At 49.1% G+C, this 24259-nt stretch carries 21 protein-coding genes; 4 read left to right on the forward strand and 17 right to left on the reverse strand.

The window, feature by feature from the left end; translation table 11 throughout:
* Window positions 1–15 precede the first annotated feature (15 nt).
* The 11 genes from fliM to ACXAH1_RS06585 form a co-directional block, all read right to left on the reverse strand.
* Window positions 16–1110: a flagellar motor switch protein FliM gene (gene fliM, locus ACXAH1_RS06535; RefSeq protein WP_046003911.1), complete on the reverse strand. Its 1095-nt coding sequence runs from the start codon at window positions 1108–1110 to the stop codon at window positions 16–18.
* A 9-nt stretch (window positions 1111–1119) separates the two neighbouring features.
* On the reverse strand, window positions 1120–1644 hold the full coding sequence (gene fliL, locus ACXAH1_RS06540) for a flagellar basal body-associated protein FliL (protein ID WP_475194995.1): 525 nt from the start codon (window positions 1642–1644) through the stop codon (window positions 1120–1122).
* Between the two features lie 44 nt (window positions 1645–1688).
* Complete coding sequence (locus ACXAH1_RS06545) at window positions 1689–3926, reverse strand: flagellar hook-length control protein FliK (RefSeq protein WP_475194998.1); 2238 nt, start codon at window positions 3924–3926, stop codon at window positions 1689–1691.
* A 107-nt stretch (window positions 3927–4033) separates the two neighbouring features.
* Window positions 4034–4480 (reverse strand): flagellar export protein FliJ, encoded by a 447-nt coding sequence (gene fliJ, locus ACXAH1_RS06550; protein ID WP_138546249.1) that lies wholly within the window; start codon window positions 4478–4480, stop codon window positions 4034–4036.
* Window positions 4480–5823 carry a flagellar protein export ATPase FliI gene (fliI, locus tag ACXAH1_RS06555; RefSeq protein WP_138546248.1) on the reverse strand — a complete coding sequence of 448 codons (1344 nt, stop codon included), beginning with the start codon at window positions 5821–5823 and terminating at the stop codon, window positions 4480–4482. The genes fliJ and fliI overlap by 1 nt, the downstream gene beginning before the upstream one ends.
* Window positions 5824–5925: 102 nt before the next feature.
* The gene (fliH, locus tag ACXAH1_RS06560) at window positions 5926–6741 is read right to left on the reverse strand and encodes a flagellar assembly protein FliH (protein WP_138550011.1); all 816 of its coding nucleotides are present in this window, start codon (window positions 6739–6741) and stop codon (window positions 5926–5928) included.
* A 3-nt stretch (window positions 6742–6744) separates the two neighbouring features.
* Complete coding sequence (fliG, locus tag ACXAH1_RS06565; RefSeq protein WP_054015617.1) at window positions 6745–7785, reverse strand: flagellar motor switch protein FliG; 1041 nt, start codon at window positions 7783–7785, stop codon at window positions 6745–6747.
* Window positions 7778–9499 carry a flagellar basal-body MS-ring/collar protein FliF gene (fliF, locus tag ACXAH1_RS06570; protein WP_475195128.1) on the reverse strand — a complete coding sequence of 574 codons (1722 nt, stop codon included), beginning with the start codon at window positions 9497–9499 and terminating at the stop codon, window positions 7778–7780. The genes fliG and fliF overlap by 8 nt, the downstream gene beginning before the upstream one ends.
* A gap of 20 nt (window positions 9500–9519) precedes the next feature.
* A complete protein-coding gene (gene fliE / locus ACXAH1_RS06575) occupies window positions 9520–9861 on the reverse strand; it encodes a flagellar hook-basal body complex protein FliE (RefSeq protein WP_054015615.1) in 342 nt (113 codons plus the stop codon).
* Window positions 9862–10055: 194 nt separating this feature from the next.
* Window positions 10056–11468, reverse strand: a complete 1413-nt coding sequence (locus ACXAH1_RS06580; RefSeq protein ID WP_253048935.1) for a sigma-54-dependent transcriptional regulator — start codon at window positions 11466–11468, stop codon at window positions 10056–10058.
* Window positions 11465–12577 (reverse strand): sensor histidine kinase, encoded by a 1113-nt coding sequence (locus tag ACXAH1_RS06585; protein ID WP_253048937.1) that lies wholly within the window; start codon window positions 12575–12577, stop codon window positions 11465–11467. The genes ACXAH1_RS06580 and ACXAH1_RS06585 overlap by 4 nt, the downstream gene beginning before the upstream one ends.
* 183 nt (window positions 12578–12760) lie before the next feature.
* Between ACXAH1_RS06585 and ACXAH1_RS06590 the strand changes: the two genes are divergently transcribed.
* Window positions 12761–13375, forward strand: a complete 615-nt coding sequence (locus tag ACXAH1_RS06590) for a DNA-3-methyladenine glycosylase I (RefSeq protein WP_475195010.1) — start codon at window positions 12761–12763, stop codon at window positions 13373–13375.
* Window positions 13376–13617: 242 nt separating this feature from the next.
* Here the strand turns inward: ACXAH1_RS06590 and ACXAH1_RS06595 are convergent, their stop codons facing one another.
* Together ACXAH1_RS06595 and ACXAH1_RS06600 are read right to left on the reverse strand one after the other, a co-directional pair.
* On the reverse strand, window positions 13618–15060 hold the full coding sequence (locus ACXAH1_RS06595) for a sigma-54 dependent transcriptional regulator (protein ID WP_475195013.1): 1443 nt from the start codon (window positions 15058–15060) through the stop codon (window positions 13618–13620).
* Between the two features lie 362 nt (window positions 15061–15422).
* The gene (locus tag ACXAH1_RS06600; RefSeq protein ID WP_046003922.1) at window positions 15423–16208 is read right to left on the reverse strand and encodes a flagellin N-terminal helical domain-containing protein; all 786 of its coding nucleotides are present in this window, start codon (window positions 16206–16208) and stop codon (window positions 15423–15425) included.
* A 226-nt stretch (window positions 16209–16434) separates the two neighbouring features.
* Between ACXAH1_RS06600 and pseB the strand changes: the two genes are divergently transcribed.
* From pseB to ACXAH1_RS06615, 3 genes are read left to right on the forward strand one after another with little or no spacing between them, the layout of a single operon-like run.
* On the forward strand, window positions 16435–17436 hold the full coding sequence (pseB, locus tag ACXAH1_RS06605) for a UDP-N-acetylglucosamine 4,6-dehydratase (inverting) (protein ID WP_046003923.1): 1002 nt from the start codon (window positions 16435–16437) through the stop codon (window positions 17434–17436).
* Between the two features lie 17 nt (window positions 17437–17453).
* Window positions 17454–18644 (forward strand): UDP-4-amino-4,6-dideoxy-N-acetyl-beta-L-altrosamine transaminase, encoded by a 1191-nt coding sequence (gene pseC, locus ACXAH1_RS06610; protein WP_475195018.1) that lies wholly within the window; start codon window positions 17454–17456, stop codon window positions 18642–18644.
* 5 nt (window positions 18645–18649) lie between these two features.
* Window positions 18650–19786, forward strand: coding sequence for a Gfo/Idh/MocA family protein (locus ACXAH1_RS06615; protein WP_475195020.1), 1137 nt, complete (start codon window positions 18650–18652; stop codon window positions 19784–19786).
* A gap of 8 nt (window positions 19787–19794) precedes the next feature.
* Here the strand turns inward: ACXAH1_RS06615 and ACXAH1_RS06620 are convergent, their stop codons facing one another.
* Genes ACXAH1_RS06620 through pseI form a run of 4 tightly spaced genes read right to left on the reverse strand, consistent with a single transcriptional unit; the run spans window position 19795 to window position 24188 of the window.
* On the reverse strand, window positions 19795–21312 hold the full coding sequence (locus ACXAH1_RS06620; protein WP_475195023.1) for a class I adenylate-forming enzyme family protein: 1518 nt from the start codon (window positions 21310–21312) through the stop codon (window positions 19795–19797).
* Window positions 21305–22903: a pseudaminic acid biosynthesis protein PseG gene (locus ACXAH1_RS06625; RefSeq protein WP_475195025.1), complete on the reverse strand. Its 1599-nt coding sequence runs from the start codon at window positions 22901–22903 to the stop codon at window positions 21305–21307. Before ACXAH1_RS06625 ends, ACXAH1_RS06620 begins: the two co-directional genes overlap by 8 nt.
* Window positions 22900–23151, reverse strand: coding sequence for a phosphopantetheine-binding protein (locus ACXAH1_RS06630; RefSeq protein ID WP_046003928.1), 252 nt, complete (start codon window positions 23149–23151; stop codon window positions 22900–22902). Before ACXAH1_RS06630 ends, ACXAH1_RS06625 begins: the two co-directional genes overlap by 4 nt.
* Entirely contained in the window at window positions 23148–24188 is a 1041-nt protein-coding gene (pseI, locus tag ACXAH1_RS06635) for a pseudaminic acid synthase (RefSeq protein WP_475195028.1), read from the reverse strand. The genes ACXAH1_RS06630 and pseI overlap by 4 nt, the downstream gene beginning before the upstream one ends.
* Between the last annotated feature and the right edge of the window lie 71 nt (window positions 24189–24259).

Genomic DNA, 24259 nt, shown 5'->3' on the forward strand with positions numbered 1-24259 from the left:
AAATTAACTTCTTCATCACCAATCTAAATCCACACCTTCAGACAGGTGCAGATCTTCTTCTAATTCCGCCAATTCGGCATCCGAGTCCAGCTTCTTACCACCCTTGGTAAAGACGTGAAGCTCAGATTTAACAGACTCTGGGCGTTTAATCTTCTCACTGATCTGCAGCGCCACATTATCACGGGAACGCCCCATTTTAGCCCGGAAAGTCGGCAGTTCTTCTACAAACACTGTGATGTGCTCGGGCATTTCAACGGGGATAATATCTCCCGCTTTTAACTGCATGATCTGCTCCAGAGACAGATCTACCTCAAGTAACTGCGTAGACAGTTCAACTTCGACGTCCATAATTTCGTCGCGTAGCGCTTTACTCCAACGCAGATCCGTATCTTCAGTGTCTGACTGGACACCCGCATCGAGTAATTCCCGGATAGGTTCAAGCATTGAATAAGGCAAGGAAATATGGAAGTCGCCTCCCCCGCCGTCAAGCTCGATATGGAATGAGCTGATCACCACCACTTCGGTAGGTGACACTATGTTGGCCATCGCGGGGTTCACTTCCGAATCCAGATACTCAAACGACACATCCATAACCGGTGCCCAGGCTTCTTTGTAATCTTCAAAGATTATCTTGAGCAGCATCTGAACTATCCGCCGCTCTGTTGGCGTAAACTCTCGTCCTTCAATTTTTGCATGATAGCGCCCATCACCACCGAAGAAGTTGTCTACCAGTATAAATACCAGTCGGGCTTCCATAGTGATCAACCCAGTACCCTTCAGCGGGCGAAAGCGCACCATGTTCAGGCTGGTGGGGACAAACAGCGTGTGGATATACTCACCAAACTTGAGCATTTGCACACCATTGATGGATACTTCTGCGGTGCGACGCATCATATTAAACAAGCTGATCCGCATATGACGGGCAAATCGTTCATTAACAATTTCGAGGGTCGGCATACGACCACGAACGATTCGGTCCTGCGACGAAAAGTCGTATTGTAGGGCGTTACTCGTCCCACCATCGTCACTATCGGGGACTTCTTCTTCTTCGACTTCATCAACACCATGCAATAAGGCATCGATTTCGTCTTGTGATAATAAGTCGCTCACTGACTCTTCCTACTGCATTACAAAACCGGTAAATAATACGCGTTCAACTACTTTGCTGCCTTCCACACTCTCCATTGCGGCCTGAACCTTATCTAATGCACTCAGTCGCAGTGTTTCTTTGCCCGCGCTGGTACTCAGTTCGTCGGCTGTGGTGGTAGAAAACACACTCAGCAAGGTCCCCTCAATCAGAGGAATATGCTTTTTAGCTACCTCTTCATTGACGTCACCACGTACAAGAAGTTGTACCTTTATTTGTACGATACGATCCCGGCTTGCTCCGGGTACGTTAAATACAAAAGGTCGAGGCATAGCGACATACAATGCACTGCCCGTCTGCGCCGCATTTTGCTGGCTAGCCTGCATCTGTTGCTCAGTCGTTTCTTCGGCCAGCGATTCGGGGGCGTCATCGGACCCTGCAAATAAAAAGTAGCCTGCAACTGCGGCCAAAACAACTACCACAGCGGCAATGATGATGATTAATTTCTTTTTCGAGCCACCCGTCTCTTCTATTTCTAAATCGCTTTCTTCTGCCATATTCGCGCTTCTTTAAGTCACACTAACCTTAATCATAGCAGCTGTTACGCATAGTAATCTATTGCTGAATCACTTTGCCGTCTGCTAGTTGTTGATTGTTGGCCGTTATTTTGCGCTTCACTGACATTATTAGCAAGTGTTCCATGACCTTGGGATGCTTCCTGCTGCTGTTGCTCACCGCCCTGACCTTGCTGAATGTTACTTTCTCCAAGCTGGATCCCCTGCTCGGCCAGCATCTCTCTGAGTTTCGGCATGGACTGTTCAAGCTGTTCTTTGGCTTGCTGGTTTTGCACAACAAAGTTCACCTGAGCCTGCTCTCCCTCGGAACGTATACGTATCTGCATACTGCCCAGTTCAGGCGGGTCTAAGCGGATCTCGGCTTCCTTGTTATTGATATTGAGCATCATATTGACACGCTCTTGTAAGGCTTTAACTGCGTCATTTCTGGCAATATTAATAGCCTGACTGATAGCGGGATCTGTCTGCATGGCTTTTTGATTAACAGCACTTTGCTGATTGACCTGCTGACTCTGTCTAACCTGCTCAACTTGCGCCAGCACTTCATTAAACTCGTGCTTCATGCCTTCGTCGGGACGCTCGCCACGAATTGCCTTAAAAATATTTTCAACAGGCGCAGGCATTGCACTGCGTTGCTGTGAATTCTGTTGCTCCGCTTGGCCACCTTCTTTTTTGAGCTGGGCTAACTCAGGGTGTTCACCTTCTAACGTGTCTGCTACCACTGTCTGCTGTACGTTTTCTTTACCCGGAGATTTTGCATCGACGCTGCTCGCCCCCGTCTGGCTTAGTGCTGCGGCTTGTTTATTGACTTTATCAGGTGCAGCATGGTCCGTTGCACTAAACACTTTAACGTCCTTTTCGACAATCGCAGACTTCGACGGCTTATCCGTTACCTCTGCCTGTTTGGAGCCTGGCTCAATAGCTGCTTGTGGTTTGTTCGCAGTACTCTCTGTAGGCTTTGCCCCTAGCTCATGCAACACCTGCTGTGCCTTAGCGCGCTGCTCAGGATCGTTTAGCTCGCCACTTTTTAATTGCGCGCGAAGGTTCGTCTCCAGTACTTGCTTTTGCTCAGGAGTAAGAGAGTCAACCATCGCCTTCAATTCAGTCGTCGTTGCCACAGTTGCACTGCTTTTTTCTGGCTGCTGAGATTTTATGACCTGTTCGTCACCCTGTACACGCTCTTTATCTCCTTGAGGGGCAGTAACGACGGGACCAATCTGATCAACAGGACGTCGAGACTTCCCGGCAATAGAGGGCTGTAACCCACTCACATCGCTGTGTGCAGCGCGACTATGTGCGGTTGTGTTATCGCGTAAAGGCTGCAGTTCAGTGTCGGCCTTTACTGACTGAGCTTCATTTGCAAGTTTTACAGCGGCCTCTGTGTTACCTTGTTTACCAGTTGCTGTGTCTGCAGCCTGTTTTGCGCTATCGGCGCTCTCACCTTTAGCAAGCTGAGCAATGGGATCCAGTTTAACATCACCCTCTGCAGGCTTGTTTTGAGTCTGTAATCCAGGTTCATCTGTCGGCTGCGTGATAACAGGGCCTACCTTATCAACTCGTTTGGCAACAATCGGATCTCCCGGCTTTTCTACCCGCACTTCACCTTGACCAAGTTTACCACTGCCATACAGGCTGGCATCCAAAGTTGGCTTTTTCACTACGCCACTTTGCGCTTCAGCGTTTGCAGAAACATCAGGCAGCTCTGTGTCATCGCTATTTTGCTCCGCGGGCGACGGTAAAACAGGCCCGATACCATTAACCGGCTTTGTATTATCCGGACCTGTCACTTGTTCAGCTTTAGACAAATAATCTTTCAGTGCTTTAGGAACCGGTGCCAGGTTTTGCGCTAAATCAGTACTTTGCGCATTCGATGATTTGATCTGCAAAAGCAAATCATCAGCATGGCTGCTGCTGGTATCTGTGGCTGCATCAGTGCCTGGAGTGACGACCGTACCGGCCCCCATTTTTGGGTCTGTCTTGCCCGGGAGGGCTGAATCATCCAGCTTTAAAGGCTCATCCGGCAGCGTTTTTTTGCCAGCGGGAAGCTGACTGTCATCCAACCCCAACCGGCGGTCAAGGCCACCTGGCAAAGGCATATATTCTCCCGCCTCGTCCGTATTTGACTGCGAAGCTTCATCGCTACTGTCTTGCTCTGCCTGAGCTAACATTGCGAGAAACCCCGAGTCCTCGGACTGTTCCGTTTGATCCTTTCCCTTCGCCGAAACTCCGTTATTGATTGCTACTTCTAGCGAAACATTGACCATACTTTCACCTTTATATGCGGCAACTTCACGCCGCTAACCGGATTAAATTGATGTGCTGTAATGACACTGCAAAAAACACGCCATTATTGTGCAATTTTTGATATACCTTAGTAAGCCTGCTTACGACGCATAAAAATATTAGTCGCAAACTCATCGAGCATTTTCTGCTCAGCTTTTGCAAGCCTCTGCTGCTGTTCCAGCGCTTTTTTCTCAATCAGCTTCGCGATTGCTTTGGCCTTGACCTGCTGCTCTAGCCATAACTTGCGGCGTTGGTCGACCACCCGCTTAGCGGTTGCAACTGTGTTGGCCTGCTGGCGAATAGCTTCTTCTATTTTGTTGATAAAAGCGTGATATTGGCCAAACCCGGCACTGGACAGGCCCTGTAAAGCCTTTTGATGCAGCTGCTGGCTATATTCAAGACGAAACTCGTTCAGACCAGTGAGCTTTTGCTGGTTGGCGTGAAAGTTTTGCTCCGCCTGGATAAAGTTGAGGCGTAGCTTTTCTTCTTTTTCACTTTCCAATTTATAGAGTAAATCAAGTTTATTGTTTGCCATTAGCCTTGTCCCAGAAGTTGTGCCAGGCCTTGCAGACACTCATCGTAATGCAGAACATCTTTCATGCCCTGCTGCAAGAAGGCGTTAATGTTTGGCATCATATTAATGGCCTGATCCAGCATAGGATCACTCCCCTGCTGATAGGCCCCTAACGTGATCATGTCTTTATTCTGCTGATACATGGAATACACCTGCTTGAGTACCCTGGCCTGTTGCATATGACTGTCTGACACCACCTGAGGCATCACCCGGGAAATCGATTTCTCGATATCTATGGCAGGATAGTGGCCGCTGTCAGCGAGGTCACGAGATAAAACAATATGACCATCAAGAATTGCACGCGCAGAGTCCGCGATCGGGTCCTGCATGTCATCCCCTTCACTCAGTACGGTGAAAAAGGCGGTAATGGAGCCCTGTCCCTCACCTCCATTTCCCGCACGTTCAACCAACGCAGGCAGTTTGGCAAATACCGAAGGCGGATAACCTTTCGTTGCCGGCGGCTCTCCCACCGCCAGTGCGATTTCACGTTGCGCCATGGCGTAGCGAGTTACAGAGTCAAGCAACAACAGTACATTCAGCCCCTGATCTCGAAAGTATTCAGCAATTGTGACGGCACTTTCACACCCTTTCAGCCTCATCAACGGAGACGCATCGGCAGGTGCCGCGACCACCACGGAGCGACGCCGCCCTTCAACTCCCAGGATCTCGTCGATGAACTCTTTAACTTCTCGTCCCCGCTCACCGACCAGCCCAACGACGATGACATCCGCTTCACTACCGCGTGTCATCATGCCAAGCAGGACTGATTTACCAACACCACTTCCCGCAAACAAGCCCATCCGCTGCCCCTGGCCGACGGTCACAATAGAATTAATTGCACGAACACCCACATCCATCGGCTCTTTGATCGGGCGTCTGGCCAATGGGTTAATGGCTGACTGTGCAAATTTGAGGTGAGTTTCGGCCTCAATCGTGCCTAAGCCATCCAAGGGACGGCCAAGACCATCTACGACTCGACCCAATAGGCTCATACCCACAGGTAACCCCGCTTCTTTGATCTGCGGGATAACCCGGGCACCGGGTAGCACGCCTGAGATATGATCGTTCGGCATCAGGTAAAGCGTATCCTGATTGAAGCCAATGACTTCAGCATCCACAAAGCCACGTATTGTTTCTATTTTACACTGACTGCCAACCGGTGCGTTGAGGCCCTTTGCCTCCAAGGTTAAACCAACCACACGAGTCAGGCTGCCCGCCACCGCAACCCCATAGGGTTGAATGTGTTTTTGAAATTTTTGCAGGCGCTCCGCCAGTGGCTGCTCTGATGAACTAGATATTGTCATTTGCTATCAGTGAAAAATTGAGATAGTCCACTCATGCAAAAACCTAACCAACTTTTAGAAAGGACGGTACCGCCACCAGCAGGTACCGAGTAATGAAAAGTGTTAAGGGTCTACACCACTGTCTTGTAAAAAGCTGCCCAATACTTCGCTAATACGATTTTTCAGGCTCAAATCAATGGATGAGTCCGGCGTTCTGATGTGACACCCACCACGCTCAAGCGTTGGTTCGGGCACCAGCTGCCAATGCTGCTCGGCAATGGTTTCTTCCCCATAGGCTTCTTTCACTAACGCCAGATCTTCAGGGTGCAGATTAATCCGCATCTGTGTATCGTGCAGTGGCAGCGCATCAAGCCCCTTTTTCAAGGCTTGCAGAATAAGCTCGGGGCGGGTTTTAACTTGTTCGAAGATGACTTGCTCTGCCAATAAATTGACGAGCTGCAACAGTTGCTTTTCGGCGGCCTCGTCAATTTGTCGCAGCGGCTTTTGTGTCGCTTCCAGTAACGCAGACAGCGATTGAAGACGCTCTTCAATCAACGGTTTAGACTCTTCAATCCCCTGTTCCTTACCGAGTGTCACGCCTTCTTTATAGCCCGCTTCTTTTCCTTCGCTGACACCTTTGTCAAAGCCTTCAATATACCCCTGTTCGTGCCCCTGCTTCAGGCCTTCTTCAAAGGCATCTTGTCTGATCTGCTCCAGCTCTTCCAGCGTGAGCATTGGTACTTCTTCTTCCTCAGGCTCAGGCGCAGTTTGCTGTACTTTTTGCTGATAAAGCTCCTCAAGTGGCGTGCCCATTGCCGTGGAGCGCCCGGAATATTTACTTAAGTCTTCTTCTACATTAGGGATTGGCCAGTTTTCCAGTAACTCATCTAATGCTTCGGAGCTGACCGGCTTGCCACGATATAGCTTTTTTTCCGCCATGGTTTACAGGAACTCCTCACCGCCACCGCCGCCAAGCATAATTTCACCTGAGTCAGCAAGGCGTCGAGCCGTTGCCAGGATCTCTTTTTGCGCAGCTTCCACTTCACTGATCCGCACTGGCGGCATGGCTTCTAAATCATCCGCCATCATCTCAGCCGCACGTTTAGACATGTTCTTCATAATCTTGTCTTTCAATGAATCGTCGGCGCCTTTGATGGCTTTCATCAGTACATCCTGCTGCACCTCACGCAGAATCGCCTGAATACCGCGATCTTCCACATCCATGAGGTTTTCGAAGACAAACATCAGATCCTGAATTTGCTGCGACATCTCTTCATCATGTTCACGGATAGAGTCCATCAGCTGACCTTCGATGTTGGTATCCAGGTAGTTCATGATATCCGCAGCGGCTTTCAGGCCACCCATTTTCGCAGCTTGCGCACCGGCCTGACCTGCGAACTGTTTCTCCATGATTTCATTCAGCTCTTGCAGTGCTGCTGGCTGTACTTCTTCGAGGTTAGCGATCCGCATTGTCAGATCGAGGCGAACTTTCTCAGGGAACTGAGAGAGGATTTCAGCGGATTGCTCTGGTTCGAGATAAGACAATACAATCGTTTGGATCTGCGGGTGCTCATTACGAATAATATTGGCAACCTGCTTGGAATCCATCCATTTCAATGAGTCCAGACCTTTAGCGCCCGATCCCATCACAATCTGGTCGATCAGGCTGGCAGCTTTATCTTCGCCCAGTGCCGCAGTCAGTGCCTTCTTAATGAAGTCTTCTGACTGGAAGCCAATGGTACTGAAACTCTGAATTTGCTCGATAAACAGATTGTGGACCGCACTGATTTTGGCCTGCGATAAGTCATCGAGTGCCGCCATTGCCATACCCACTTTTTGCACCTGTTTAGGTTCAAGGTGTTTCAGGATCTGGGCGGCATCTTCTTCCGTCAGGCTTAGTAGCAGGATGGCGGCCTTATCGACCCCATCCAGTTTGTCTACATCGAACGCCGGCGGCAGTTGTTTTTGTTCTTCATCACTCATCTTCGGTTAACCATGCTTTGACTACTTGAGAAGACAGCTCTGGCTCATTCGCAACCAGTGCACGGACAGCTTTAAGCAAATCTTCATCACCATGTAAGTCTGGCAATTGTAATGTACCATCGGAAGAGAAGCCAACTGCTGATTCATCAAAGTCATTGTTTAACATATCTAAAGTGCTGTCACCAAGGTCTACTCCAGAGGTTAGTGCATCTTCATCATATTCTTCAAGCGTATCTTCTGGGTAAATCAGGCGTTTCAGCATAGGTCTCACGACCGCCAGAATCAGCACTATGATGACCAGCGCGCCCATAACCAGACGGACGGTTTTCATGAACCATTCCTGCTCCCAAAGGGGTAAGTCGCTTTCTTCCAAAATATTTTCACGTACAAACGGTACAGTCACCACTTCCAGCGCGTCACCACGCTGCATATCAAAACCCACCCCGCCCTGTAGCAAGCGACGAATGTTATTCAGCTCTTCCTGAGAACGCGGTGTCATAACCATATTGCCCTCGGCATCGGGCTTATTCATGTAGTCCACAGCAACCGAAACACTGATGCGACGGATCACGCCGGTTTGTTGACGTTTATGTGAGATAGTGGTGTCCAGCTCGTAGTTACGTGTCGCTTCTTTGTGTATACGTGACGGGGTTGTGCCCGAGCCATTGCCTTGTCCGGCTACTTCTGGAATATTTGAGTTCACCGGAGGCTGGTTCGTTAGCGCACCAGGGATCCCCACCGCCAGGCCGCCCACATTGTTCTCTTCAAACGTGGTTTCACTGCGTACCGCGGGCAAATCCGGGTTAAAGCGTTTCTGAGTTTCTTCTATCGCGCTGAAGTCCATGGTCAGGTCAACCTGTGCGGTATACTTACCCAAACCGACAACAGGGATCATGATACTGTCGATTTTTTCCAGGTATTCCTGTTCACGCTTACGCTCTATCTCATATTCTTTGCGAGAACGTGCTGCCAGAGAATCCTGAGAGCCAGAGTTAAGCAAACGACCATTCTGATCTGTCACAGTGACACGTGCTGGTGTTAACCCCTGTACCGCAGACGCAACGATATCAACAATTGAATCTACTTCTTCACTATCCAGTGTCCGACCACGTTTAAGCGTCACGACTACAGTCGCTGACGGCTGTTTTTCACGTCGTGCAAATACATTCTCTTTCGGAATAGCCAGCAGAACTTTAGCGCGGTTAATATCCTGCAGTTCTTCAATGGTGCGGGCCAGTTGTTGTTCACGGCTGTGCTTAAGACGTTCACGCTCCAAACGTTGACTCACACCAAAGCCCATATCCTGCATCAGAATATCGGTGCCACTGCTTGGTGCCTGGCTAAACCCATCACGGGCCATTCTCAGCTTGATATCCTGATAATCTGACTCAGCCACCATGATGGTGTTGCCATCCAGTTCATACTCAATTTTCTGTGCATCCAGAAAGTCCAGGGTCTGAACCAGCTCTTCGGTAGGATATTGACCTAACGGACGCATATCTGGCTGACGTGCCCAGATAATGATAAAAATCGCGATTGCCAGACAGATGGCCAGTGCGATCACCAAAGTAACCTGGCGGAGCATATCAACACCGCTCAAAGCACTAAAGTAGCCCGATTTTTGCTCTTGTTGCGTATCTGCTTCGCCACTTGCGCCGGGAACTGTTTGTCCATCAGCAAGTGCCAGATCGGTTGATTGATTAGTAGCCACGATTACTCTCCGCTAAACTCTGATTATACTGGCATGCTCATGATGTCTTTATAAGCTTCTATCAGCTTATTTCTGACCTGTACTGTAGCATCAAATGCCACCGAAGATTTGTTCTTGGCAATCATTGCTTCAGCCAGTGAAACACTGCGGTCGCCCATTTCAACAGCAGTCACCTTTTCTTTAGCGTCACGCTGTAATCCAGCTACGGTATTAAGTGCATCGCTGAGTAAGTCACCAAACTGGGCGCTTGAGGTAGCAGCTGTTGCCTGAACTGGCAGCTTATTCGGATCCTGTGGTCTTACGCGGCCGGCTTCTGAGGCCATTGCCTGCATTTCCTGATAAAGCCCGGTAGATTGAATTTTCATGGTCTGGCTCACTTTGTGAGTTATACATACCCCTAACAAAGCATAAAGCGTGCCAACTATAATTTAATTATATTTCAACTGGTTAAGTTAATTTTTGGAAGGTCGATTTTTTGACAGTAGGATAGTTCTGCGATCGGATCATCAAAAACCCCCTTTATCCGGACATATCAAATGCCCGGATAAAGGGGTTTCACTCAGGCTGGAACAGGTAACCCCAGGTCACGCATTCTGGCGAGTTTGTAGCGAAGCGTTCTGGGGCTGATCCCCAACAGCTCAGCGACGTCCTTACGCTTGCCATTACACCGGGAAAGTGTATCCAGAATAATTTGATGCTCTTTGTCCTGAAGCTCTTCTTTATAATTGAGCCCCTCAGCATCGTCATTATTCACATTAATGGCAATCGAACTGACCTCTTCAGCATCGTTGCGCACAGGTGTGAGAACCTGATCAACTGGCTGCTGCGGTGTACTCACTGATCGCGGTGAAAAGTTCTCAATAAAGATGTCGTCAGCAGTGATCTCTGTTCCCTGTTGCAAAATCAAGGCTCGTTGCACCACGTTATCCAGTTCTCTGACGTTACCCGGCCAACGATGACTGAGCAATTTATCCTGCGCGCTCTGTGATAATACAGGTGTCAATTTGCCGGATTTGTCACAGTGACGCTGTAACAGGTGCTCAGCTAGCGGGACAATATCCCCACCGCGCTCCGCAAGAGGCAGCCAGGTCAGAGGAAAGACATTCAAACGATAATATAGGTCTTCGCGAAAGACACCATCATTAACGGCTTCTTTAAGATCTCGGTTACTGGTCGCCAATACCCTGACATCCAGCTCAATGGTCTTTCTGCCCCCAAGACGTTCCACTTCCCTTTCCTGTAATACCCGCAACAATTTAGCTTGTAAGCCCAGATCCATTTCGGTGATTTCATCAAGGAGTATAGTGCCCTTTTGTGCTTGCTCAAACTTGCCTGGGCAAGCTGCAATAGCGCCAGTAAATGCCCCTTTTTCGTAGCCAAACAATGTTGCTTCAAGCATATTCTCCGGGATAGCGGCACAGTTAATTGCCACAAAAGGCTGTTCTGCACGATCCGAGCGGTCGTGAATATAGCGCGCGAGCACTTCTTTACCTGAACCGCTTGGGCCCAGCACCATCACACTGGCATCAGAGCGCGCTACTTTCTTAGCTAACTCAAGCAACTCCAGGCTTTTACTGTCAGCAACCACCGGGCCGTCGGTTTCTTTCTCTTTCTCCGGCATATAACGGCTGACCATGTTAAGTAATACCTCAGGTGCAAATGGCTTAGCCATGTAGTCAATCGCTCCCAGGCGCATGGCTTCAACCGCGTCATCTATTGTGGCATAAGCAGTCATCATCAACACAGGTAGCTCAGGGTAATTAAGTTTCACCGTTCTGAGCAGATCCAGGCCACTCATGGCCCCCATTTGTACATCGCTGACCAACAGGGAAAATACCTGCTCTTTTAACAGTATGACTGCCTGTTCAGCGCTATCGGCTTCGACGCACTCAAACCCTGACATTTCAAGGGTGTCTATCAGTGCTTCACGCAACCCGGCATCGTCTTCGACAACCAAAATTTTGTTGCTCATACGGCCTCCTGTAATGATGAATGTTCGCTGGAAATAGGCAGTAACATGCTAAAACATGCTCCTCCACTTTCATTGTTCTTGACGTCAACCCGACCTTTGTGAGAATGGGCGACCGAGTTCACAACGGCTAACCCCAGACCAGTGCCCTGAGATTTAGTTGTATAAAAAGGTTCAAATAATTTGCTTGCCTGATTCAGATCAACACCAGGGCCATTATCGGAAACACTGATGCGGACAGTGTCTGTACCAGACTCACGCTTGGCGCAAATCTCAATTTTGGCACCCGCCCCAATATGCTGAACACTGTTATGGATCAGATTCTGAATTGCACTGGCCAGCGCTGTTTTATTGCCCAGAATTTCGATATCTGGCTCAGGTAGTTCAACGGACAACTGTGCTTTGTGCAGTAGCACCATTGCATCAGCCCCCGCTTTGACCTCACTTAGCAATTGCTGCATTGAAACACGCTCAATCACCTGTTGCTCACCACTTTTTGCGAACAACAACATATCATTGACCTGATTTTCAAGGTCTTTCAGGCGAGACATCAACTTAGTGTGGAATTTATCTCGTGATTGAGCTGGCAGTTTACTGCTGCCCAAATTGGCGCCATACAGCATGGCCGCAGACAAAGGCGTGCGCACCTGATGAGCCAAAGAGGCAACCATCTTGCCCAGCGCACTCAGGCGCTGCATATGTGCAACACGTGCCTGCAGGCGTCGGGTTTCCGTCAGATCTGTCATCAATATCAACTGACCTGGTTCTGGCGTCAGTGCTGTAATATCCAGCTTGATAAGGCGCCCGTCTTTAAGCGAGACTTCATGGCCATCATCCTGCTGTGGACTAAAAGAGCGCTGGATAATACTGAACCACTTTTCACCTTCCAGTGGTTCACCCAGCATATCAATTGCTATCTGATTCGCCTTGGCTATCATGCCCTGACCATCCAGTACCACCACACCTGCAGGCATGGTGTCAACCAGATGACCCAGCCAGCTGGCCTGCTGACGCAGATCGCTCAGCTCACCCATGTAGGCTTCTTGCAGCAGACAGGGATTGTACTGAGTCGTTGGCACAAATTGTGGATTAATCACTTTTGCTAATGCCATGATATTGCTCTCTTAAACCTAGATACTTGTAAAAAGCAATTGACGTGCCAACTTTATTTTCTATTAAATTCAGCAAATTATGTAAAGAGAAACACCTTCAAAAGTTTGACACTGTTTATTTGTACAGCACTTCAATATACGCTAAACTGGTACATGTACATCACCTAACTTACGGAAGATATCATGCGCACACGCTGTCACTGGGTCGATTTAAGTAAGCCTGATTATGTCACCTATCACGATGAGGAATGGGGAAAACCCGTACTGGAAGACACTAAGCTGTTCGAGTTTATCACGCTGGAATCGGCACAGGCAGGCCTGAGCTGGTACACCATTTTGAAAAAGCGCGACAACTACCGGGCGGCTTTTCATCAATTTGACCCACATAAGGTCGCGGCAATGACTGAAGAGGACGTCATCAGACTGATGGGAAACACGGGGATCATTCGCAATAAACTCAAAATTCAGGCAACAATCAATAACGCCAAGCGGTTTATTGAGATACAACAAGAATTTGGCAGCTTTGCATACTACCAGTGGCGGTTTGTTGATTTTACGCCGATCGTAAGCACGATCCACAGTCCTGAAGATTATCAGGCAACCACAGAGATAAGCACACAATTTGCGAAAGATTTAAAAAAGCGTGGCTTCAAGTTTCTTGGACCCACCACAGTTTATGCCCATATGCAGGCCTGCGGCATGGTCAATGACCATCACGAAGACTGCTGTTGCAAAGCACCTATTATAGAGGCATGTCAGCAGTTGGATATTAAAGCGAAGCTGAGTACTCAAAAGTAGCATACATCAGTGTAACTTATGCCAATTTCACTGAATACCTGTTCGATTTGAAGGAGCAAATATGCCGCAAACGAGGTTAAAAGTTTCGTTAGAAGAATTGGTATTAATTTAAAACAAAAACACCGGATGATATTTACTTTTTCGCCCTGGCCACCCGACCAGAAAAATCGGCAGGCAGCATTTCCAAGACCATCAAAAACGGCGCTATAGAAGCGCCGTTTCTCAGTGTGTTACGATTATTTCTAGTCGCGATTCAGGTTGTATTTTTTCATTTTCTCGACCAGCGTTGTACGGCGTACACCCAATATCTCAGCGGCTCTGGCGACCACATAATCATAGCGCTCAAGAGCCTGAGTGATCAGGCTAATTTCCATCTCAGCCAGGTACTCTTTAAGCTCGATCCCTTCGTCTGGCAATAATCCCAGGCCGGTTTCTGCACTGCCTTGTTCGAGTATTTCTTCTTCATCCTCAAAATCGCTGAATCCTTCACTGAATAACTCGTTGAAGACATCTTTTTCGAGTAGCTCTTCTGGATACTCAGGCTCAAAGGCTTCGACGTCGATGTAGCGATACTTACCTGGCAGATCCGTCACATCCACGACTTTTTCAGGGAACATAATGGCCATACGTTCTACCAGATTAGCCAGCTCGCGAATGTTGCCTGGCCAGCCATGTGCCTTGAGACTTTCAATTGCGCGATCGGTAAATTTGACCGAACTACCACCTTGCTCACTTACGCGGCGCAGCAACTCTTTTAACAATAATGGAATATCGTCAGCACGCTCTCGCAGTGACGGGTTCTCGATGGGAAACACATTTAGGCGATAGAACAAATCCTCACGGAACTTGCCCTCTTCAATCATGATTTCCAGATTGCGGTGTGTTGCAGCGATCACACGGACATCAGCCTGAATTGGCTTGGTTCCACCAACACGCTCGTAGCTACGCTCCTGCAATACACGCAACAACTTAACCTGCATTTGCAATGGCATATCACCAATTTCATCAAGAAAGAGTGTGCCGCCTTGCGCCAGTTCGAAGCGGCCTTTACGCGCAGAAATCGCCCCGGTAAACGCACCTTTCTCGTGTCCGAAAAGCTCACTTTCAAGCAACTCCCCAGGAATAGCACCACAATTGACCGGAACAAATGGACCACTATTACGGTTAGAGAGCAAATGCACATTACGCGCAACAACTTCTTTACCGGTTCCTGACTCACCGAGGATCAAAACGTTGGCATCTGTTTTAGCAACCTGAGAAATCAAAAAGCGCACTTCTTTAACGGCTTTAGTATCTCCGACCAGGCCATCAAACGATTTAGCATCGTTCAGTTGAGTCGATTTCCCAGGTAGCATGCGCAAGTATTGCTGGCAGTCATGTAACAATTGCATTGTCACTTCCTGACCAAAAGGCTCAGTGATGAGGCCAATGACGTTGGCCAGAGCAAGTAGCGGCCTTAATGTTTCCCCAATTAACAGGAACGGGACGGCGGGCAAAGACTTAATCAACGCCTCATGCTCTAATTGCGACAAAGCCCCCAGGATGACCACAGGCTCCTGCAGATTGCTTAACAGCGCAGGAGTAAAATCAGACTCCGCAACTACCTGAGCTGGCTGACCAACAAAGCCCAATGCCGCTGCCAGTCCAGATGCTCTGTTATTATTGTTATCGAGGATCGTAATCATGCCCGCAAGATCCAACTTCTTTGTTTATATCAATAGTATTGATTGTAAGTCAGTGACATGGGGATGCAATACCTAAGTGGCAAGTTTTTGACATCAACGCCAAAAAAACGCCACCGCCTATGCGCTAAATCAATACTTAAGGATTAAAGTGTCGAAAAATCAGAGGGGCGTACATTTTAAGGGGACATGTGCGTAAGTACGCTGAGTAGCTTTTTTCATCGCAGGTATAAGTAGCGTCGGCTACTGTATGATTGCAGTTACATCAACGTGCAGGGAAGGCGCTCGCCAATGGGTAAAATGCACAAAAAAGCCAGCGTTGATTCGCTGGCTTTCGTGAAATGCTTGTTGAGACCGCAGTGGACCTATAGCAGACCTAAAACAGATGAAGCTGACTGGTTTGCCTGGCCTCGCAATGCAATTGACGCCTGAGACAAAATATCATTGGCTGTTTGCTCTGCAACCGCACTGGCATAGTCAGTGTCCTGGATCCGACTTTGACTTTCGGCGATATTATCTCTTTGCGTACCCAGACCGCGTATTGTACTGTTCAGGGTGTTTTCAAACGCGCCTAGCTGCGTTCTTTGCGTATTCAGCGCTTCAGAAACTTGATCGGCGGCATCTATGGCCGTTTGCGCACCCGCCTGCGTTGAAATATCAACACTCAGAATAGGATTAGCAAAGCTGCCGTCCGACGCTGTAAAGCCTTGCGTTGTATTGGCATCTGGCCCAACCTGGAAACTGGTTTGGTTGCCGTCAAACAAGGCCTGGCCACCAAAGGTGGTATTTTCAAAGGTGTCGGTGATCTGCGACTGAAGCTGAGACACTTCGTCCTGCAAGGCTTGTCTGTCTGAATCGGTCAGTGCACCACTGCCCGCTTGGATCGACAATTCACGGATCCGCGACACAGCATCGTTCACTCCAGACAAAGCAGAGTCTGTTGTTTGCGAGTAAGAGATGCCGTCATAAGCATTGCGGATAGACTGATTATATCCTTCCTGCTGAGATGTCAGCCGGTTGATAATTTGCAGTGCAGCCGCATCATCCGCTGCCGAGTTGACCTTTTTACCGCTGGCAAGCTGTTGATTAAGCTTGTTATTGGTTTGATCAACCTGATTAAAAAAACTATTACTTTGAGATTTTATCTGCATAACGCCTCCCCATCAGGTGTTATATAGCACTAAGTCTACTCCTTTGTGTTCAAAAAGTCATCTATTGTAAGAAATTGAATATTACGCTTGGTATATTTACTGCAAAAACTCCATAACTGATATAAAGTGTTGAGTAATCACTTTTTTATCTTTAGTTAGGCGGGTTTCTTACAGTCATACCTTTTTCTATACTGTAAAGAATTCAATGCACCTTTAGGTGGACTTTATGTTTGATAACAAAACCATTCTCATCACAGGCGGCACCGGCTCATTCGGCAAAAAGTATGTTAAGACACTACTTACCCGATATAAGCCAAAGAAAATTATTGTTTTTTCTCGTGATGAGCTAAAACAATTTGAGATGCAGCAAGTATTTAATGACCCTTGCATGCGTTACTTTATCGGTGACGTTCGAGACAAAAGCCGCCTTTATCGTGCCATGCAGGGCGTCGATTATGTGATCCATGCCGCAGCACTCAAGCAAGTGCCAGCGGCTGAGTATAATCCCATGGAGTGCATCAAAACCAATATTAATGGCGCCGAGAACGTGATTGAGGCTGCGCTCGATAACAACGTTGAAAAGGTGATTGCCCTGTCAACGGATAAGGCAGCTAACCCGATCAACCTGTACGGTGCCACTAAGCTGGCTTCCGATAAATTGTTTGTTGCAGCAAATAACATCGCAGGTGGACATAAAACCCTGTTCTCTGTCGTTCGATACGGCAATGTGGTGTGTTCGAGAGGCTCGGTTGTTCCTGTATTTCAACGCTTTATCGATGAAGGTTGCGATCATATTCCTATTACCCATGCCGATATGACGCGCTTCTGGATCAGTCTCCAGCAGGGGGTAGACTTCGTGCTGAAAAATTTTGAGCGTATGCTGGGCGGGGAGATTTTCGTACCTAAGATCCCTTCCATCCGCATTGTGGATCTTGCCACAGCCATGGCACCGCAACTACCACATAAAATAATTGGTATACGCCCGGGAGAAAAGCTGCACGAAGTAATGTGTCCCGAAGATCTCTGCTTTGATACCTTTGAATTTAGCGATCACTTTGTCATCGCGCCCGGCATTAAGTTTAGCAGCCGCAGCAATGACTTTGATACCAATGCACTCGGGGAGCGAGGTCATGCTGTAGCACCTGGATTTGAGTACAATTCACTCAGTAACCCGGACTACCTGTCTGTCGAAGCCATTAAAGCTTTTAATGCTCAGGCATTGATCTAGCCTGACAGGAGCACAACATGATCCCTTATGGCAAACAGAACATCGCGCAGCAAGATATAGATGCAGTTGTAGCGGTATTGCAGTCTGATTTTCTGACTCAGGGTCCGGTTGTACCGCAATTTGAAGAAGCTGTTGCACAGTACTGTCAGGCGGCACATGCCGTAGCAGTGAATAGTGCAACATCTGCTTTGCACATTGCCTGTATGGCACTGGATGTCACAGCGGATAGTTTGGTCTGGACGGTACCAAATTCTTTTGTGGCTTCATCAAATTGCGCCCTGTACTGCGGCGCCTCAGTAGACTTTACCGACATTGATGCCGCAACAGGTAATTTGTGTATCAGTGCACTGGAAGACAAACTGAAACGCGCCCAAGCACTCGGTAAACTGCCCGATGTAGTTATCCCCGTACACTTTGCTGGGCAGTCTTGCGATATGGAAGCTATCGCAAAGCTCGCCAGCCAATATGGCTTTAAAATCATCGAAGATGCATCCCACGCTATCGGAGGACGCTATCAGGATAAACCTGTTGGCCACTGTGACTATTCAGATATTTGTGTGTTCAGCTTTCACCCGGTTAAAATTATAACTTCGGCTGAAGGTGGTATGGCCGTGACGCAAAATGAGCAGCTTGCACAACGCATGCGCTCATTACGCAGCCATGGTATCACGGCGGACCCCACCTTGCTGACTGAGCCAAGTCATGGTCCCTGGTACTATCAGCAACAAGCGCTGGGGTTCAACTATCGCATGACCGACCTGCATGCCGCACTGGGCCTGAGTCAGTTAGCACAACTTGACCGATTTGTGGCCACTCGCAACAAGCTTGCGCAACACTATGATGTCTTGTTTGCAAAAGTTGAAGAGGTAACGCCGTTATCCCAGTCCGATAATCAGTACAGTGCTTACCATTTGTATGTGGTCAGAATTGCTCATAGCACCGAGCAGTTACATGAGTATCTTGTGACGCAGTTAAGAGCCCAAGGGGTCTTTGCTCATGTGCACTATATCCCTATTTATCTGCAGCCCTATTATCAACAATTAGGGTTCAAGTCCGGTTATTGCCCAGCCAGCGAAGCCTATTATCACAGTGCGATTACCTTGCCACTGTTTCCGTCTTTGACGACTGCACAACAGCAGCATGTCGTCGATACCCTTTGCCAGCTGCTCAGCGATTGGCAAAAAAATCACTCTGCACTAAAGGAGTAGCAGCCATGACAACCAAGCCCTTACACCTTGCTTTTATCGGCGGAGGCATGAATTCGGCCGTCGGCTACGTGCACTTTAGTGCTGCACAACTGGATAATCGTTTCAAAGTGGTAGCCGGTGCTTTCAGTCGTGATCAGGATACCAATACGGCGACCGCAAAACAGTGGGATATCGCCCCTGAGCGCACCTACAGTGACTGGCGCACCCTTATCGAACAAGAAAAAGACCAGGTAGACGCGGTGGTGGTTCTCACGCCGACACCGCATCACCTGGATGTACTAACGGCATTACTGAGCAAAAATATTCCGATCATTTGTGAAAAGTCATTGGTCTGTGGAACCGCTGAGACACAAGCCTTGGCCAAAGTGTATGACCCGGCGACACACTTCCTGGCGGTGACTTACAACTACAGTGGTTATGCTATGGTCCGTGAGCTCAAATATCTGATCACTCAGGGGAGGCTTGGCCAGATCCAGAAAATTCACCTGGAAATGCCACAGGAAGGTTTTAAACGTCCGCCGGATATTGCCGGCAAACCTGCTAAGCCGCAGGCGTGGCGGCTGCAGGATTATCAGGTGCCGACTATCTGTCTGGATTTGGGTGTGCATTTACATCACTTGTCGAGTTATTTACTGGAGCTGGAGCCAACAGAAACCTGCGCCCAATTTGCCAATCACTCTGACTATCCGGGGTTGATTGACGACGTGCAAATGCTGCTTAAGTACCCCGACGGGATAAACGGTAGTATGTGGATGTCAAAAACCGCCATCGGCCATCGTAACGGCTTACAGATCAGAGTTTATGGCACGGCTGGCAGTGCCACCTGGGTACAGCTCAACCCGGATGAGCTGCAATTACAGTTTAGTGATGGCAGAAGAGAGATACTGGACCGCGCTGGTCAGTGCCAATACGCGCATCAGTTTCGTTACAACCGCATGAAGCCGGGTCACCCAACCGGGTTTGTCGAAGCGTTTGCCAACTTATACACTGATATTCACCAGGGCCTGACGGCCTACCAGGCGGGTATCGCGCCCAAAAATGAATATGTCTTTGGCTTTGCTCAGGCTCAGGCAGGGCTTGCGCTGTTTGAAGCGGCAGTCACTTCTAATAAGCAACACGGGTGGTGTCAGGTTTCCTCCTGACACTCCTTTTACACCTCAGAGTAACGCAGTTTTACATCGTTTCGCAGCACTTTACCCATCGGGTTTCTGGGTAGTGCACTGAGGCACTCAAGCGCACGTGGTTGCTGGTAATCCGTCAGCTCAGCTAAACACAGCAGCCGCAGCTCGCGACTGATATCCACATCCCCCAGCTGCTCATAAACCACTTTGATATATTCGCCCAGCTGCCTGTCTGCACATCCAAAAGCAACACAATCAATGACTTTGGGGTGTTTCTTTATGACAGCCTCGATATCCTGCGGAAAGATATTGATGCCCCCACTGGAGATCACCTCTTTTTTACGTCCGACATAATACAAAAAGCCGTCTTCATCCAGATATCCCAGATCACCCGTAAGAAAATACCCGTCAGAGTCATAAGCATCTTGCGTCTGCTGTGGCATTTTCAAATAGCCACTGAACCCGGTTGTCGTCTGACAGGCAATCTCACCCACTTCACCGATATCCAAAGTACGCCCTTCTTTATCCAAGATTTTAACCTGAACAAAAGGTAAAGCCGCGCCGACAGCACCGTTTTTATCACGTCGTTCGCTGACACAAAAATCACTGACGACGCCCACTTCAGAAGCGCCATAACATTCATGCAAGCGACAAGGTAATTTCTTTAGTAACGCTTGTTTAGATTCTCCAGCGAGCACAGCAGACGATGACACGACGCAGCGCAGCGAGCTCAGGTCCATTTCTTCGTCACAGCTGAGCAAGCTTTCTAATTGAGCTGATACGGCAAATAAAAAACTGACTTGATGCGTTTTAATGGCTTCCAGCCATTTCGGCAAAGTAAATTTGGCCAGGATCACACTGGTTGCCCCCAGCATCAGCGGCATCAACACCCCGCGCTGGGCCAGCGAGTGATAAAGCGGTGTAGCAACCAGCACGACCTCATCCAAAGTTAACCCGTAATAGCGGATTGTGGCGTCAAAGGCACGACTGATTTTACATTGCTGGCTCAGTACGATGGGCTTAGGCTGACCGGTCGAACCGGATGTCATAGTGAGTATAAAAGGCGCGTTAATATCCACCTGTGGCTTAGGGGAATTTGTCGCCTGTGCGGGCAGCTCCTCTGACATAATATCCTGCCAGCACGGCTCATCAGCCACTGGTTGTGAAAGACTGATCAGGTTAGCAGGCTCTATAACTGCATCCGCCAATAGCGTTCGCCCGATAGAAGGCCAGGCTATTACCGCTGCAACAGGGGTTTTCTTTAACGCCACCGACAGCGCATCACCCTTCAGGCTGATGGGTAGCGGCACAATGGCAAGGCCGAGGCGCGCCGCTGCCAGCATCACAACCGGGTATTCCAGGCCGTTCGGCGCAAATAAGGCTACCCGCTGACCCGGCTGCAGTCCTAAGCGGTTAAAATGGGCACACAGTTTCAATACATTGATATTCAGCGCCTGATAACTCACTGTTTGTTGCTCAAACACCAAAGCAACCTTATCTGGCTGAGACTGCACATGCTGCGCAAAAATTTGATAGATATTACTCACAGTCTGTCCTCGTGGGATATTTGGCGACAAAATTAAAGTCCTGGTGACTGGCACCAGGAAAGAGCTGCTGCACAGCTTTATAACCGGGCTCATCTTCTGCCAGCGCCACAAAGCCCGCCCGCTCATTGAGCAGGTTAACAAATCGATTTTGTTTATTGATCACCGCAACCCAGATGGCATCAGGGAAAGCCTCACCCGTGAGTGTCAGCTGCCACTGCAAAATGAGCTGAGCATGGACAAAATTAACCGCGTCACTGGCTGCAAACCAACCACCAAACAGATAGGCCTGTCCATCTATTGTGGTACATTGGTGCCAGACATAGAGTAGCGGTTCATCGTCCTGCAACAGCACAAATGAGTCGCGTGTTTGCCGGAACCACCAGCGATAATGATCCACTTCATTAATTCGCTCGGTAATGGTCATACGCCAGGCGTTATCGCTGCGGTTACGGGCACTGAGATAACGGTTGATATGCATATCTGTCACCGGCAGCAATCGCAAGTTACCCGCCAGTGTCCAGCCGATGTGTGGCTGTTCATTGCCGTCTCTGAGTGTGCTCAACCCTGCGCCGGTTCCATTTAACAAAGCTGAGGCAATACGCTGCGCACCCAGCCCGTCCACCTTAACAGCCGCTTGTGTACAAAGTCGTTGCACACGTTTGCGCTCATTGTACAAAGTTGCAATTAGCTCGGTCACCTTGTGTGTATCCTGCGCCAGCAAGTCCGGAATATGCAGGTAATGACCCAGCGCTTCAAGATCGGCTAATGCATTATCCTGGTTGGCTGCCAGACTAAAGCTCAGCGCTGCCGTGTGTGTCGCAGCCAGTTCATACAAAGATGTGCCCAGCGCGCCGACAAAAAAGCCACAACGCTGATAGTAGCTAATCAAACTGGTTGCCTGTTCAATCAAAACTAAGCGGCTGTGTTGTGAGGCCAGTGTGTATAGCTGCTCGGTGTTCGTGGCCTTGGGCCCTATCACCACTTGTATTGGTGTGTTTTCCAGTCCGGCGGGCGGCGTATCGAGTAGGCGGGAAATCCATTGCGCAGGCACTTGCCAGTCTCCGCCTCCGCCCAGTGAAAATAACAACCCGCCATCGCGCACGTCAGCCTGCGCCTGGCAGTACTCGGGTGCCAGAATACAATAATCGGGACCCAATAAGGTTTGGCTGTGCTGAGCAAGTTTGCCATTGTAACGCACAGCAGTCTGTGCCCCCTGCCATTTGGCATCCACCACCAGGTCGGCCACATGCGCCCGGGCTAAATCATCCATGGCCAACAAGGGCGCCCCTGTTTGCCGAATAAGTTGCTCCCAATGCACGTCAAAGCCATAACCATCGACCACCCAGCGGCTGGCGATTTCTCCTCGCTGTGCAAGGGCATCCAGGGCAAAGCTGGCATCACTGACGGTATCTGGTTGCTGCGGTACTTCGACTAACTCGATGTCCAGATCGTGATAAAAACGCGCTGGCACTGTATCCGCATCCACCAGCATCATTACCCGTTGTTGCTGCTCGAGCAACGCTTTAGCCAGCCACTTCATACGCATAAAGTGACCCAGGCCACAGCGCGTGTCTACACGAATGGCTATCATGCCAGAGCCACTATGGCATCAGCGAAACGCCCCACTTGCGCATTGCGCGTATCCAGCAGCAGTTCGGGTGGGACTGACAAGCCAAAATGCGCTTCGATGTGCATGATCATCGACAATACCTCAAAGGAATCCAGCACACCGGCGGCGATAAAATCGAAAGACTCAAAATCAGCCTCGCTCACCACCACAGCACGTGCTTCAAAAAACTCTTTCAGCAGAGCCAGGACCGCGTCGCGTTGTACACTCATAGCAAGTCTCCCCAGCTGAGTTGCATGCCACGCGTCAGCGCCTTGTTGACTGTGCGGCCAATAACATCCGGTAAAGATTTGGGCATAATTTCTCCGCCACCAGGTCGCATCTGTGCAACATGTTCTGGCGTGATCCGCTCCCCCGCTTTGATGTCTTTGACGATATACACACAGCGGCGTGCTTTAGACGCCTCGCTGGGGTAATGAACCCGCCCCATTGCCAGTTCAATTTGCCGAACGCCATGCACTAACGCAGCCAGGTCATCCGGTGTCATAGAGAAGAAACTGTCTGCGGTGTTATCCTCTTTGCTCATCACAAAGTGCTTTTCAATCATACAGGCACCGACCGCCACTGAAGCCAGCGGTACATCATTTCCTAAGGTATGGTCAGACAAGCCCACTGGACAACCAAATGCCTCTCGCATATGCGGGATGGTGCGCAGGTTTATGCTGTCGGCCGGAGCAGGATAGGTGCTGGTACACTTCATCAGGCATAACTCTTTAATACCCGCGTCTTCGGCTACCTTTACCGCCTCGGCAATCTCTACCAGGGTGGCGCCGCCCGTTGACATGATCACCGGCTTATTGGTGGCCGCCACATCACGGATAAGTTGATGGTCAATCAGTTCCGGAGAGGCAATTTTATAGGCCGGCGCATTTAATTGAGCCAGCAGATCGACTGCGGTTTTATCAAACGGTGAAGAAAAGCAGGTGATGCCAATTTTTTCAGCCAACTCAAACAGCTCAGCATGAAAATCCCAGGGCATATAGGCCCCTTTGTAGAGATCATATAAATACTGCCCCTGCCACGGGCCGGTTGCCTCAAAGTGCGGCAGTCTACAGTCCATAGTTAGCGTATCTGCGGTGTAAGTTTGCAACTTTATGGCATTCGCACCGGCTTCTTTCGCTGCATAAACCAGCTCTTTGGCTTTACTTAATGACTGGCCATGATTTGCAGACATCTCTGCAATGATGTAGCAAGGCTGATCATGGCCAACTTGGTCACCTGCTATGGTAATCTGTTTCTGAAAATTCACTGTGCGCCTTCTTGTTTTACGCTGGCATCTAAATCAAATTAAGCAAAATGTGCGCCTGCTTTGAAAATATG

This window comes from Pseudoalteromonas sp. AWH4_217, from assembly GCF_056161105.1.